The 13,042-nt window shown below is 65.3% G+C and carries 12 protein-coding genes; 5 read left to right on the top strand and 7 right to left on the bottom strand.

Annotation, left to right across the window (positions count from 1 at the left end):
- Positions 1 to 224: 224 nt before the first annotated feature.
- The 3 genes from PMI15_RS17355 (at position 225) to PMI15_RS17345 (ending at position 3,838) form a co-directional block, all read left to right on the top strand.
- The gene (locus PMI15_RS17355) at positions 225 to 506 is read left to right on the top strand and encodes a type B 50S ribosomal protein L31 (protein WP_007871938.1); all 282 of its coding nucleotides are present in this window, start codon (positions 225 to 227) and stop codon (positions 504 to 506) included.
- A gap of 183 nt (positions 507 to 689) precedes the next feature.
- Positions 690 to 2,471: a hypothetical protein gene (locus PMI15_RS17350; protein WP_007871936.1), complete on the top strand. Its 1,782-nt coding sequence runs from the start codon at positions 690 to 692 to the stop codon at positions 2,469 to 2,471.
- Positions 2,468 to 3,838: an MATE family efflux transporter gene (locus PMI15_RS17345; protein ID WP_007871935.1), complete on the top strand. Its 1,371-nt coding sequence runs from the start codon at positions 2,468 to 2,470 to the stop codon at positions 3,836 to 3,838. The genes PMI15_RS17350 and PMI15_RS17345 overlap by 4 nt, the downstream gene beginning before the upstream one ends.
- Here the strand turns inward: PMI15_RS17345 and phoR are convergent.
- From phoR to pstS, 7 genes are all read right to left on the bottom strand, one after another.
- Positions 3,835 to 5,199, bottom strand: coding sequence for a phosphate regulon sensor histidine kinase PhoR (phoR, locus tag PMI15_RS17340; protein WP_157214660.1), 1,365 nt, complete (start codon positions 5,197 to 5,199; stop codon positions 3,835 to 3,837). The genes PMI15_RS17345 and phoR overlap by 4 nt on opposite strands.
- Before the next feature lie 157 nt (positions 5,200 to 5,356).
- Positions 5,357 to 6,082, bottom strand: coding sequence for a phosphate regulon transcriptional regulator PhoB (gene phoB / locus PMI15_RS17335; RefSeq protein WP_007871931.1), 726 nt, complete (start codon positions 6,080 to 6,082; stop codon positions 5,357 to 5,359).
- 7 nt (positions 6,083 to 6,089) lie between these two features.
- Positions 6,090 to 6,791 carry a phosphate signaling complex protein PhoU gene (gene phoU, locus PMI15_RS17330; RefSeq protein ID WP_007871929.1) on the bottom strand — a complete coding sequence of 234 codons (702 nt, stop codon included), beginning with the start codon at positions 6,789 to 6,791 and terminating at the stop codon, positions 6,090 to 6,092.
- Between the two features lie 169 nt (positions 6,792 to 6,960).
- Complete coding sequence (gene pstB / locus PMI15_RS17325; RefSeq protein ID WP_007871927.1) at positions 6,961 to 7,740, bottom strand: phosphate ABC transporter ATP-binding protein PstB; 780 nt, start codon at positions 7,738 to 7,740, stop codon at positions 6,961 to 6,963.
- 27 nt (positions 7,741 to 7,767) lie between these two features.
- Positions 7,768 to 8,628 (bottom strand): phosphate ABC transporter permease PstA, encoded by an 861-nt coding sequence (gene pstA / locus PMI15_RS17320; RefSeq protein ID WP_007871925.1) that lies wholly within the window; start codon positions 8,626 to 8,628, stop codon positions 7,768 to 7,770.
- Positions 8,625 to 9,590 carry a phosphate ABC transporter permease subunit PstC gene (gene pstC, locus PMI15_RS17315; protein WP_007871924.1) on the bottom strand — a complete coding sequence of 322 codons (966 nt, stop codon included), beginning with the start codon at positions 9,588 to 9,590 and terminating at the stop codon, positions 8,625 to 8,627. The genes pstA and pstC overlap by 4 nt, the downstream gene beginning before the upstream one ends.
- Before the next feature lie 128 nt (positions 9,591 to 9,718).
- Entirely contained in the window at positions 9,719 to 10,762 is a 1,044-nt protein-coding gene (pstS, locus tag PMI15_RS17310; protein ID WP_007871921.1) for a phosphate ABC transporter substrate-binding protein PstS, read from the bottom strand.
- A 226-nt stretch (positions 10,763 to 10,988) separates the two neighbouring features.
- On the opposite strand from pstS, the gene PMI15_RS17305 reads away from it, so the two are divergent.
- Complete coding sequence (locus PMI15_RS17305) at positions 10,989 to 11,468, top strand: fasciclin domain-containing protein (RefSeq protein WP_007871919.1); 480 nt, start codon at positions 10,989 to 10,991, stop codon at positions 11,466 to 11,468.
- Between the two features lie 132 nt (positions 11,469 to 11,600).
- Positions 11,601 to 12,758 carry an ABC transporter substrate-binding protein gene (locus PMI15_RS17300; protein WP_007871916.1) on the top strand — a complete coding sequence of 386 codons (1,158 nt, stop codon included), beginning with the start codon at positions 11,601 to 11,603 and terminating at the stop codon, positions 12,756 to 12,758.
- Positions 12,759 to 13,042 lie beyond the last annotated feature (284 nt).

The following is a 13,042-nucleotide window of genomic DNA, read 5'->3' as shown; positions in this document are numbered from 1 at the left end:
CCCCCGAGGGGGCCGCTGCGCCTGCGGCCCGGCAAAGCCGGTTCCGCGGCCCCGGCTGGGTTAAGCCCAGTTCTTCACCCCCTCTTAGCGCTGTTCTAGACACAAAATCGCCTCCTCACGAGGAAAAACTGCGCTAAGTGCTTGATTTCATGCCATAATATGAGGCTTAGCGGAAAGTGCCCAGGACTGGCTTGTGTGGCTCCCGCATCGAACAAGGAAAGATCATGAAAGAAGGCATTCACCCCAACTACCGCGAAGTTTGTTTCCTGGACCTGTCCAACAACTTCAAGTTCGTCACCCGCTCCTGCGTCAACACCAAAGAAATGGTGACCATGGAAGACGGCCGCGAACTGCCCCTGTACAAGCTCGATACGTCCAGCGAATCGCACCCCTTCTACACCGGCACGCAAAAATCCGTGGACAACATGGGTGGCCGCGTCGAGAAATTCCGCAACCGTTTCGGCAAGACCGCCGCCAAAGAGGCCGCTCCCGAAGCTGCGAAGTAAGCTGCGAATCCTTTCGCCAGCCTGCAAAAAGCAGCCTGAATTTCAGGCTGCTTTTTTTTCGGCAAAATTTGCCGGCACCCGTAAAACCTGGCGGCCCGGTTTGACGCAAAATCACCGGTGGCCCGGGATGGCGGCCCGGCAGTCTTGCCGGCCACTCCTCGCACTTTCCCGACTCCAACTGTTTTGAACAAACCTTCACCCGCCATCATTGCCCAGTCCGCCGTGCGCCGCCTGCCACGGCTTGCGCTGCTGCTGTTCTGCGCGGCCTATGTATTGCCGGGTTTCCTGGGGCGCGGGCCCTGGAAAAACGAGGACATCGCGGCCTTCGGCGTGATGCGCGAACTGGCCTCCACGGTGGCCAACTGGCTGCAGCCGCAGCTGCTGGGCCGGGCCACCGAGTTCGACGCGCTGGCGCCCTACTGGCTGGGCGCAGTGGCGATCAAATGGCTGCCTTTCCTGGACCCGGCCCTGGCGGTGCGGGTGCCGTTTGTGGGACTGCTGGTGCTGACCCTGCTGGCCACCTGGTATGCCGTCTATTACCTGGCGCGCAGCCCGCTGGCCCAGCCGGTCGCCTTCGCCTTTGGCGGCGAAGCCAGCCCGGTGGACTACGCCCGGGCCATCGCCGACGCCGGCCTGCTGGCGCTGATCGCCAGCCTGGGCCTGGCGCAGCTCTCCCACGAAACCACGCCGGCGCTGGCGCAACTGGGCTTTACCGCGCTGGCCTTTTACGCCATGGCGGCCAGTCCCTACCGCCGCGCCACCAAAATCCTCGGGCCGGCCTTCGGCCTGCTGGTCGGCCTGGCCGGGCTCACCCTGAGCGGTGCGCCCACGCTGGCGCTGCTGCTGGGCGTGGGCGGCGCGCTGGTGGAATGGACCCATATGCACTGGGGCACGGACCGGACCGACCCGGCCGCCAGGCAGCAGTCCTGGCACTGGGTGCTGCTGATCACCGGCATCACGCTGGGGGTCGCGCTGCTGGCCTACAGCCTGGACCTCTGGCGCTGGCGCATCCACCTGCCCGGCACCGACGACGCTTCCGCCTGGAAGGACTGGCGCAGCCTGGGACGCCTGCTGCTGTGGTTCACCTGGCCGGCCTGGCCGCTGGCGATGTGGACGCTTTACCGCTGGCGCCGGCAGCTGGCCAGCCGCCACGTCGCCCTGCCGCTGTGGTTTGCCGCCATGGCCGTGGCCGCCACGCTGACCACCACGGCCTCGGACCGCAGCCTGCTGCTGAGCCTGCCGCCGCTGGCCGCGCTGGCCGCCTTCGCGCTGCCCACGCTCAAACGCAGCGTGGCCTCGCTGATCGACTGGTTCACGCTGCTGTTTTTCACGGGCTGCGGCATCATCATCTGGGTGGTCTGGATCGCCATGCAGACCGGCGTGCCGCGCCAGCCCGCCGCCAACGTGGCCAAGCTCGCGCCCGGCTTCGAGCCCAGTTTCTCCTGGCTGGCCTTTCTTGTTGCGCTGGCCGCCACCCTGGCCTGGACCTGGCTCGTCAAATGGCGGGCCGGCGCGCAGCGCGCGGCCGTCTGGAAATCGCTGGTGCTGCCGGCCGGCGGCGCCACCTTGTGCTGGCTGCTGCTGATGACGCTCTGGCTGCCGCTGCTCGACTACGCGCGCAGCTTCGCGCCCATGTCACGCCAGATCGCCAGCCTGGTGGACAAAAACGCCTGCGTCGAAATCTACGGCATAGGCAGCGCCCAGGCCGCCGCCCTGCAGTACCACGGCCGGCTTGAGCTGCGCCAGGCCGGCGCGCAGGCCAGCTGCCCCTACCTGATCGTCGACGTCGAAGCCCAGCCCACGCTCAGCAGCAGGGTCAACCTGCCCGACTGGGCCTTCCAGGCGACGGTGCGCCGACCCACGGACAAGACCGAGAACGTGCTGCTCTACAAGCGGGTCAGCCAGGACGGCCCGGCCAAACCACCCACCCCGTCCCGCCGCGCCAACGGCAAACCCAAGCCTTGAGCGAGCTCAAGGTCATCAGCCGGCACGCGGGCACGGTGCTGGTCGGGCAACTGGCCGTCATGGCCTTCGGCGTGGCCGATACCGTGATCGCGGGCCGCTACAGCGACGAGGCGCTGGCCGCGCTGTCGGTGGGTTCGGCCCTCTATGTCAGCGTGTATGTGGGGCTGATAGGCATCGTGCAGGCGCTGCTGCCCATCTGGTCCGAGATGCTGGGTGCGCGGCGCCATGAGGCGGTGGGCGCCTCGCTGCGGCAAAGCATGTACCTGTGCGGCTTCATCGTGGCGGCGGGCATGGCGGCCATGCTGTTTCCCGGCCCGCTGCTGCGCTGGGCCCAGGTACCCGGGCTGATGCGGGACGAGGTGCAGCATTACCTCGCGGTGCTGGCTTTTGCCTTCGCGCCCTCGCTGCTGTTTCGCATCTACAGCACCTTCAACCAGTCGCTGGGCAAACCGCTGCTGGTCACCTGGCTGCAGGTCGGCGCCCTGCTGGTGAAGATTCCGTTGTCCATCTGGCTGGTGGCCGGCGGCGCCGGCGTGCAGCCCATGGGCGCCGTGGGCTGCGCCTGGGCCACGCTGATCGTGAACTACCTGCTGCTGGCGCTGGCCCTGCTGATGCTGCGCACCCGGCCCATGTACCTCCCCTACCGCATCTGGCAGCGCATGGAGCGGCCCGACTGGTCGCAGATCGGCAATTTCGCGCGCCTGGGTATCCCGGGCGGCCTGGCCTACCTGGTGGAAGTGACCTCGTTCACGCTGATGGCCCTTTTTATCGCCCGCCTGGGCACGGTCGCCTCGGCCAGTCACCAGATCGCCTCCAGCGTGGCGGCGGTGCTCTACATGATGCCGCTGTCGATGGCGATTGCCTGCAGCGCGCGGGTGTCCTTCTGGATGGGTGCAGGCCGGCCGGACTATGCCAGGCGCGTGGTGCTGCTGGGGCTCAAACTGACCGGGCTGGCGGCGCTCACGCTGGGGGGGTTTGTGGCCGTGGCCGGGCCTTTGCTGGCGCGCTGGTATTCGGGCAGCCCGGAAATCATCGCGCTGGCTTCCTCGCTGCTGGTGTGGGTGGCCTTCTACCATGTGGCCGACGCGACCCAGGCCCTGACCGCATTTTTGCTGCGTTGCTACCGCATCACCATCATGCCGCTGGCGCTCTACGGCGTACTGTTGTGGGGGCTGGGCTTGCTGGGCGGCTACCGCCTGGCCTATGAGGGGATCGCGGGCCATGCGGCCACCCAATCGGCCGCCAGCTTCTGGGCCGCCAGCACGGTGGCCATCGCGCTGGTGGCGGCCTGCTTCCTGGGTTTGCTGTGGCACGCCGTGAGGCGTAGCCTGCGGATGGCGCCAGCGGTCCAGGCCGGCTCAGCCTAAGCGGCCTGGGCCAGCTGCACCCGGCGCACGCGCGCGGCCGGAAAGACGATGGAAAAGCAGGAGCCCTGTCCCGGCTCGCTCTCAATCTGCAGTTCGGCGCCGTGGCGCTGCGCCACGTGCTTGACGATGGCCAGGCCCAGGCCGGTGCCGCCGGTCTCGCGTGAACGGCTGCGGTCTATGCGGTAGAAGCGCTCGGTCAGGCGCGGCAGGTGTTCGGGCGCGATGCCGGGGCCGGTGTCCCTGACCTTGAACTCGCCGCGGCCGTCTTCCAGCAGCGTCCAGCTCACGCGCACCAGGCCGCCTTCGGGCGTGTAGCGCACCGCGTTGGTCACGAGGTTGGACATGGCGCTGTACAGCTCGGTCTGCACGCCGGCGATTTCCGACACCGGGCCGGACTCGAACTCCAGCTTGTGGCCCTGCGGCGCAATCACCGCCGACAGCGCCCTCGCCTCCTGTTCACATTGGGCCAGCAGCGCGCTCAACGAGGTCCATTCGTTGGCACCCGGGAAAGGGCTGCCCTCCAGCCGCGACAGGGTCAGCAAATCGCTGACCAGGGTCTGCATGCGCTGCGATTGCTGCGACATCAAGGCCAGGTAGCGGGCACGCTCGGGCTCCTTGAGCGGCAAGGTCTGCAGGGTTTCAATAAAGCCCGACAGCACCGTCAGCGGTGTGCGGATCTCGTGCGACACATTGGCCACGAAGTCGCGGCGCATGGCTTCGGCCAGTTCCACCGCCGTGATGTCGCGCGACAGCAGCAGCTTGCGGTCCTTGCCGTAGGAATGCACATGGACCGACAGCTTCACCGGACGCGCCGGCGTGCTGGCGCTGCCCGGGATGACCACGTCATGCGTGAAATTGCCGGTCGCCATATAGGCCTTGAAAGCCGGGTCGCGCACCAGGTTGGCGATGTGCTGCATCACGTCGCGCTGGGCGTCGAAGCCGAAATGCTGGCTGGCCATCTGGTTGCACCATTCGATGCGGCCCTGCGCGTCGAGCAGCACCACGCCGCTGGGCGAGGCCTGCATGGCCGCCAGGAACTCGTCGAGGCGGGCCTGGCTTTCCTGGTATTGCTGGTCGCGGTTCTTGAGCAGCCGGCGGGTCCGGTCGGCGACCTCGCCCCAGACGCCTGGCAGGCTGGGGGCGTTGCCGGCCATCACGGCGGGCGTGTCGTTGCTTTGCTCGGCCCGCAGCCAGCGCAGCAGACGGTTGATGAAGAAGCTGTCGATCACCAGCCAGACCATGGCCGCCACCGCCAGGCCTATGCCCAGGCCGAAGCTCAGGCCGTTGACGGTGCGCGCCCAAAAGCCCAAACCGCCGCCAACAAGCATGCAGGCGGCGAAAATAATCCACCGATTAATCATCCTGGACCCAGCAGTTGACCGCTTGTAAACCTTCCGGGAGCCGCGTGAACATCGACGTTTTCCTCTTCGTTCGAATTCAGCTTTTGGGTGAGAGCGCTATGTACCCGATTGCACCGCGCGCGGCACACTCGGGCACATCCCACTACTGGTTCCAGGATCATGCGCTGGATTGTGCAGCAGCGACCGGGTTGTTGGCGGCCATTGCCGTCAGCCGGTAACCGGCGCCACGCACGGTTTCCACCATGGTGCCCGCCGAGCCCAGGGCCTCGCGCAGGCGCTTGACGTGGACGTCCACCGTGCGCTCTTCGATGAAGACGTGGTCGCCCCAGACCTTGTCGAGCAGGGAGCTGCGGCTGTGCACGCGCTCGGCATGCTTCATCAGGTAGTGCAGCAGCTTGAACTCGGTTGGGCCCAGCTTGAGTTCCTGGCCCAGGTAGGCAATGCGGTGCGTCGCGGCGTCCAGCACCAGCCCGCCCACGGTCACGCTGTCGTTCACCGACTCGGGCGCGCGCCGGCGCAGCACGGCGCGTATGCGCGCCAGCAGCTCCTGGGTGGAAAAAGGCTTGGTGATGTAGTCGTCGGCGCCGGCGTCCAGCCCGGCGACCTTGTCGGGTTCGTCGCCACGCGCCGTCAGCATCAGGATGGGAATGCTTTTGGTGCGCGCCTGCTTGCGCCAGTGGCGCGCCAGCGTCAGGCCACTCTGCCCCGGCAGCATCCAGTCGAGCAGGATGGCGTCGGGCAGCACGGCGTCGAGTTCGCGCTGGGCCGACACACTGTCTTCCGCCACCACGGGGTCAAAGCCGCCATGCCGCAGGTTGACGGCAATCAACTCGGCAATGGCCGGCTCGTCTTCAACAATCAGTATGCGTGGCAGGTGTTTCATTCCGTCTTTACTTTACTGCAGACTCGATCTGTTCCATGGGGGTGTGCCGCACGTCGGCGCCCTTGACGATGTAAATGATGAATTCCGCGATGTTCTTGGCGTGGTCGCCCACGCGCTCTATGGCCTTGGCCACAAACAGCAGGTCCAGGCTGGGCGAAATCGTGCGCGGGTCTTCCATCATGTAGGTGATGAGCTTGCGCACAAAGCCGTCGAACTCCTGGTCGATCTGGTCGTCTTCCTTGAGGATGGAAACCGCCACCGCGGTGTCCAGCCGGGCAAAAGCGTCCAGCGCCTTGCGCAGCAGGCCGGAGGCAAGCTCCGCGGCGATACGCAGGTCGGACGAAGGCAGGGCCCGGGCCGATCCGCTCTCGATGATGGACTTGACCATGCGCGCGATCTTCTCGGCTTCGTCGCCGGCGCGCTCCAGGTTGGCCGTGGTTTTGGAAATCGCGATCAGCAGGCGCAGGTCGCGGGCCGTGGGCTGGCGCCGCGCGATGATGGACGACAGCTCGCGGTCGATGTCGACTTCCATCGCATTGACGCGCGACTCGGTTTCGATGACCTGGTTGGCGCTCTCGGCGCTGAACTGGGACAAGGCGTAAATGGCCAGGCGAATCTGCGATTCAACCAGGCCGCCCAGTTCCATGACGCGCGAGGAGACGCCGTTGAGTTCGCTGTCAAACTGGGTTGAGAGGTGTTTATCAGGCATGTTTTTCCCTTTGGGTTTATTCGCCGCTGCAATCAGCGGCCGCAACGTATGAGATGCTCCGCTCCCTGCCAGCGGGCGTCGCTGAACCGGCTTTGCCGGGCAGCAGGCGCCGTCCCCCTGAGGGGGATTCCGGCTACACGCAGTGAGCCGAGACAGGGGGCAACGTGGTTCATCCGAAACGGCCGGTGATGTAGTCTTCAGTTTCCTTGCGCTTGGGCTTGAAGAACAGGTCTTCGGTCGCGCCGAACTCAACGAGGTCGCCCAGGTACATATAAGCCGTGTAGTCGCTGCAGCGGGCGGCCTGCTGCATGTTGTGCGTCACGATGACCACCGTGTATTCGTTTTTCAGCTCGGCGATCAGTTCTTCCACCTTGGCGGTCGAGATCGGGTCCAGCGCCGAGCAGGGCTCATCCAGCAGCAGCACTTCGGGCTTGATGGCGATGCCGCGGGCGATGCACAGGCGCTGCTGCTGGCCGCCCGAGAGGCTGGAGCCGCTCTGGTTGAGCTTGTCCTTGACTTCGGTCCAGAGCGCGGCCTTGCGCAGGGCCCATTCCACGCGCTCGTCCATGTCGGAGGCGTTCAAGCTTTCAAACAGCTTCACGCCGAAGGCGATGTTGTCGTAGATCGACATCGGGAAAGGCGTCGGCTTCTGGAACACCATGCCGACCTTGGAGCGGATCAGCGCCACGTCTTTTTTGGACGTCAGCAGGTTCTCGCCGTCGAACATGATCTCGCCTTCGGCGCGCTGCTCGGGGTAGAGCTCATACATGCGGTTGAAAATGCGCAGCAGCGTGGACTTGCCGCAGCCCGAAGGGCCGATGAAGGCCGTGACTTTCTTTTCCGGAATTTCCAGGTTGATGCCCTTGAGGGCGTGGAACTTGCCGTAGTAGAAGTCGAGGTTCTTGACCGATATTTTCGATTGCTCGCGTTGTGCGGTGATGGTGTCCATCTGTGACCTTGTTGTGTTGTGTGGCTGTCAGTTTTTGGCGCGGGTGAGAACGCGCGCCAGGATGTTCAGGCCAAGCACGGCCATGGTGATCAGGAACACGCCCGCCCACGCCAGTTGCTGCCAGTTCTCATAGGGGCTCAGCGCAAATTTGAAGATCGTCACCGGCAGGCTGGCCATGGGCTGGTTCAGGTCCGAGGTCCAGAACTGGTTGTTCAGCGCGGTAAACAGCAGGGGCGCCGTTTCGCCGGCAATCCGCGCCACGGCCAGCAGCACACCCGTCGTGACACCGGCGCGCGCGGCCCGCAGCGTGATGCTGGTGATGACCTTCCACTTGGGCGCGCCCAGGGCGTAGGCGGCCTCGCGCAGGCCGGGCGGCACCAGCTGCAGCATATTTTCCGTGGTGCGTATGACCACCGGAATCACGATCAGCGCCAGCGCCAGGACACCGGCCCAGCCCGAGTAAGACTTGAACTGCGACACGACGACGGTGTAGACGAACAGGCCGATCACGATGGACGGCGCGGACAGCAGGATGTCGTTGACGAAGCGCGTCACCGAGGCCAGCATGCCCTTGGTGTTGTACTCGGCCAGGTAGATGCCCGCCATGATGCCGATGGGCGTGCCGACAAAAGTGGCCAGCAGCACCATCAGGAAGGAGCCGTAGATCGCGTTGGCGATGCCGCCGGCTTCATTGGGCGCCGGCGTCATCTGGGTCAGGGTGGCCAGCGAGAGGCCTCCCACGCCCAGGCGTATGGTTTCCCACAGAATCCAGGCCAGCCAGAACAGGCCGAAGGACATGGCCGCCAGCGAGAGGACCAGCGCGATCCGGTTGACCCGCTTGCGGCGGGCGAACTTTGCCAGGCGTGCGTCTTGCATCGCAGTGCTCATGTTTTCACCCCTTCACTCTTTCGCAATTGGGCCAGCAGCAGCTTGGACAGCGACAACACGACAAAGGTGATGAAGAACAGCACAAGGCCCAGGTAGATCAGCGCCGCCTGGTGCAGGCCCTCGCCCGCCTCGGCGAATTCGTTGGCCAGCGCCGAGGTGATGCTGTTGGCAGCCTGGAACAGGCTCAGCGAATCGAGCTGGTTGAAGTTGCCGATAACGAAGGTGACCGCCATGGTCTCGCCCAGCGCCCGTCCCAGTCCCAGCATGATGCCGCCGACCACACCGGCCTTGGTGTAGGGCAGCACGACCTTGGAGACAACTTCCCAGGTGGTGGAGCCCAGGCCGTAAGCCGATTCCTTGAGCAGCACCGGCGTGACCTCGAAGACGTCCCGCATCACTGAGGCGATGAAGGGAATGATCATGATGGCCAGGATGATGCCGGCCGACAAAATGCCTATGCCCACGGGCGGGCCGGACACCAGCGCGCCCAGGTAAGGCACGCCGGTCAGCAGGCTTTGCAGCGGCTGCTGCACGTAGGTGGCCAGGATGGGGCCGAACACCAGCAAGCCCCACATGCCGTAGACGATGGACGGCACGGCGGCGAGCAGTTCGATGGCGGTGCCCAGCGGCCTTTTGAGCCACGCGGGCGATAGCTCGGTCAGGAACAGCGCGATGCCGAAGCTGACCGGCACCGCGATGACCAGGGCGATCAGCGAGGTGGCGATGGTGCCGTAAATCATGACCAGGCCGCCGTACTCGCCCTTGACGGGGTCCCAGACGCTGCTGGCCAGGAAGCCGAGGCCGTATTTGCTGATGGCGGGCCAGGCCCCTATCACCAGGGATACCAGGATGCCGGCCAGCAGGGCCAGCGTCAGCCAGGCCGCGCCTTGCGCTGCCCAGCCGAAAAGCCGGTCCGCCAGGGGGCTTCTGCGCACGGCATTGCCGGGGGGAGGATTGGTCATGTCGCGTCCGGTCGCTTTGGCCGGGAGGTCAAAAGCGGCCCGGCTAGCCGGAAGTGTAGAGGACACGTGAGAAACCCCTATGGTTTGTAAAGGCTGCGGGAAATGGCAGGCTGCGGTCCAGGCTGTGCTTACTTGTAAGCAACCGTCTTGCCGGATGCATCCTTGATGTCGCCCCAGGCTTTTTCGATGATGGTCTTCACGGCGGCGGGCATGGGCACATAGTCCAGGTCGTCGGCGGTTTTGTCGCCGTTTTTGTAGGCCCACTCAAAGAACTTGAGCGAAGCGGCGGCCTGGGCGGGCTTGTCCTGGACTTTTTGCATCAGGATGAAAGTCGCGCCGGTGATGGGCCAGGAGTCCTTGCCGGGCTGCTCGGTCAGGATCTGGTAGAAGCTCTTGGACCATTCGGCACCGGCCGCGGCAGCCTTGAAAGCGCCGTCTTCAGGCGAGACAAAGTTGCCTGCCGCGTTCTTCAGTTGGGCGTAGGTCATCTTGTTCTGCTTGACGTAGGCGTATTCCACATAGCCGATCGAGTTGGGCAGACGGCCGACGAATGCCGCCACGCCTTCATTGCCCTTGCCGCCCGCGCCCACGGGCCAGTTGACGGCCGTGCCCTCGCCCACTTTGGACTTCCACTCGGCGTTGACCTTGCTCAGGTAGTTGGTGAAGATGAAGCTGGTGCCGGAGCCGTCGGCGCGGCGCACCGGTGCGATGGCGGCGTCAGGCAGGGCCAGCGTGGGGTTCAGCGCCTTGATGGCGGGGTCGGTCCACTTGGTGATCTTGCCCAGGTAGATATCGCCCAGCACCTGGCCGCTCAGCTTGAGCTGGCCGGGCGTGATGCCCTTGATGTTGACCACGGGGATCACGCCGCCGATCACGGTGGGGAACTGCATCAGGCCTTTTTTGGCCAGTTCCTCATCTTTCAGGGGGGCGTCGGACGCGCCGAAATCGACGGTCTTGGCTTCAATCTGGCGCAGGCCGGCGCCGGAGCCCACGGACTGGTAGTTGATCTTGACGCTGGTGGCCTTGTTGTAATCAGCGGCCCACTTGGAATACAGGGGGGCCGGGAAGCTGGCGCCGGCGCCGGTCACGTCCTGGGCGGTGGCCAGGGTGGCAAAAGAGGCGAAGGCAAGGCCCATCGCGGCTGTCAGGGAAGCTTTGAAAGTCAGATTCATCAGAACACCTCTGGGTTGGAAATAGTCGGAATTGCTTGGAACTAGCTGGGTTTGCCAGGGAAGATGCATCGACTGTAGGAAGCTTGTGTGACAAGGCTGTGACAAATATGACAGTCCCCCAGGCGGCGGCCGCCCCTCATGGCGTCACAAAAGCTTCAAATTTCCGTCACGAATCTGTCACCGGGCGCTCCTACGCTTGGCCCTGTCTTAATCAGGAGAAATTCCCATGCTGAACCGCCGCTTTCTGGTCCTTGCCGCCGCTGTCGCCGCCCTCGCCGGCTGCGCCACTTCCCCTACCCCGGTGTCCGTGGCCGACACCATCGCCGCCCAATCCCAGCTGAGCACGCTCAACGGCCTGGTGGCCAAGGCCGGACTGACCGACACGCTCAAGGGCAGCGGCCCCTATACCGTGTTCGCACCCACCAACGAAGCTTTCGCCAAGGTGCCCGCCAAGACCATGGACGAGCTGGCCAGGGACCCGGCCAAACTCAAGGCCGTGCTGAGCTACCACCTGATTCCCGGAAAGCTCATGGCCGCCGACGTCAGGAATGGCAACAGCAAAACCGTCAATGGCGCCAATGTGGCGCTTTCCAAGGCCGGCGAATTCGTCACCGTCGAGGATGCCATGGTCCAGACCGCCGACATCTCCGCCACCAACGGCGTGGTGCATGTGGTGGACGCCGTCCTGATCCCGCCAAGCCGCTGATCCCGCGCAAGGCCGCGCGCCTTGCCTTGCCACACTTCAGGCCCCTGCCTTTCCCCGGAAAGCAGGGGCCTTCACAATTTCGCCGCATCTCATCTGACAACTGAGGACGGCCACAGCGCCCGGAATCTCGCCATGCCCCTGCCCAAACCCCTTCCCGTCCTCACTCGCCTGCCCCGCCGCCGGCTGTTGCAGCATGCCGGCCTGCTGGCGGCCGGCATTGCCGCGCCCGCATGGGCGCAACCCGGAAAATCCGCGTCGCGCAGCCTCATCGTGGCGCAGGTGGTGGATTTTTCGCAGGCACAGCAGGACGTCTCCAAGGATTTCCTGATCGGCTCGCGCGCCGCCTGGCAGGACATCAATGCCAAGGGTGGCATTCGCGGACGCCGCATCGAGCACCAGACCCTGGAAACCGACGGCACGCCGGCTGGCCTCAAGGCGGCCCTCGATTCGGTCCGGGACAACCCCGCCTGCGTAGCCCTCAGCGGCAGTGTCGGCGACCTCGTGGCCGGCCAAGTCGTGGAGCAGTCCCACAAGAGCGGGCTGACCATGGCGCACGTGGCGCCATGGCTGCAGAACTCCAGCCTCGAGATCGACGACAAGACCTTCCCGATTTTTGCGGCGCGCCAGGAACAGATCGCCTACGCGCTCAAAACCCTTTCCACCATGGGTCTGAAGGAACTGGGCGCGGTTTACGCCACGGCGCAGGACTACAGCGCCTACCGCGCAGACGTCGAACGCATAACTGCGGGCCTGCAGCTCAAGCTGCAGTCCTTCAAAGGCGCGGACGACCTGCGCGCGCTGGGCCAGAAGCTCACGCCCCGCACGCCCGCCGTGCTGCTGTTCGTGGGCGGCACGCCCGAACTGGCTGAATTCACCCAGGGCCTCGAAAAGCAGTCGCGCCAACGCTACATCGTGGCCCTGGCCGACGTCAACCTGACGACCATGCTGCAGATGGGCGCGGCGCGCAACACCCCGGTGATCGCCACCCAGCCCGTGCCCCTGGTCAATGCCAGCCTGCCGATTGTCAGGAGCTACCGCGAAACCCTGGCGCGCCTGTTCGACGAGCCGCCCGCGGCCCTGAGCCTGGCCGGATTTATCGCCGCGCGCTACACCTATGAGGTGCTGAGCGAGGTGGACGGCCCGCTGAACCGCCAGACTGTGCTGGGCGCTTTCCAGCGCCGCGGCGCCATGAACATGGGCGGCTTCAGCGTGAGCTTCAACCCCCAGCGCCGCAGCAGCACCTACGTCACCCAGAGCATGATGACGGTCGACGGCCGGCTGATCGGTTAGGCCGAAATGCTCATGCGGGTCCCACGCGACAGCTATGCACAGCTCTTGGAACCTATTTACGATTTATTGGGGGCCGCGCTGGGGTGCAATCGGGATGAGTTGGTGGCCCAGGGCCCGCCGCATGGGCTCATGCCCATGCAAGGGACTGGGGCGCCAAATCGCCCGACCGCACAGCCGGTCGGCTGTGCGTCGTGCGGCTGCCCAATGGGGATGCAAACGCGACCGCGTTTGCGTCACCCCAACCCGGAGGGCAGGAGCCTTTTCGGGCGGTCTGCGGCGTTGCG

It is taken from the genome of Polaromonas sp. CF318 (assembly GCF_000282655.1).
Lineage (GTDB): Bacteria > Pseudomonadota > Gammaproteobacteria > Burkholderiales > Burkholderiaceae_C > Polaromonas.
The sequence above is the reverse complement of the archived record's forward strand: the minus strand, read 5'-3'. Positions and strand labels throughout refer to the sequence as shown.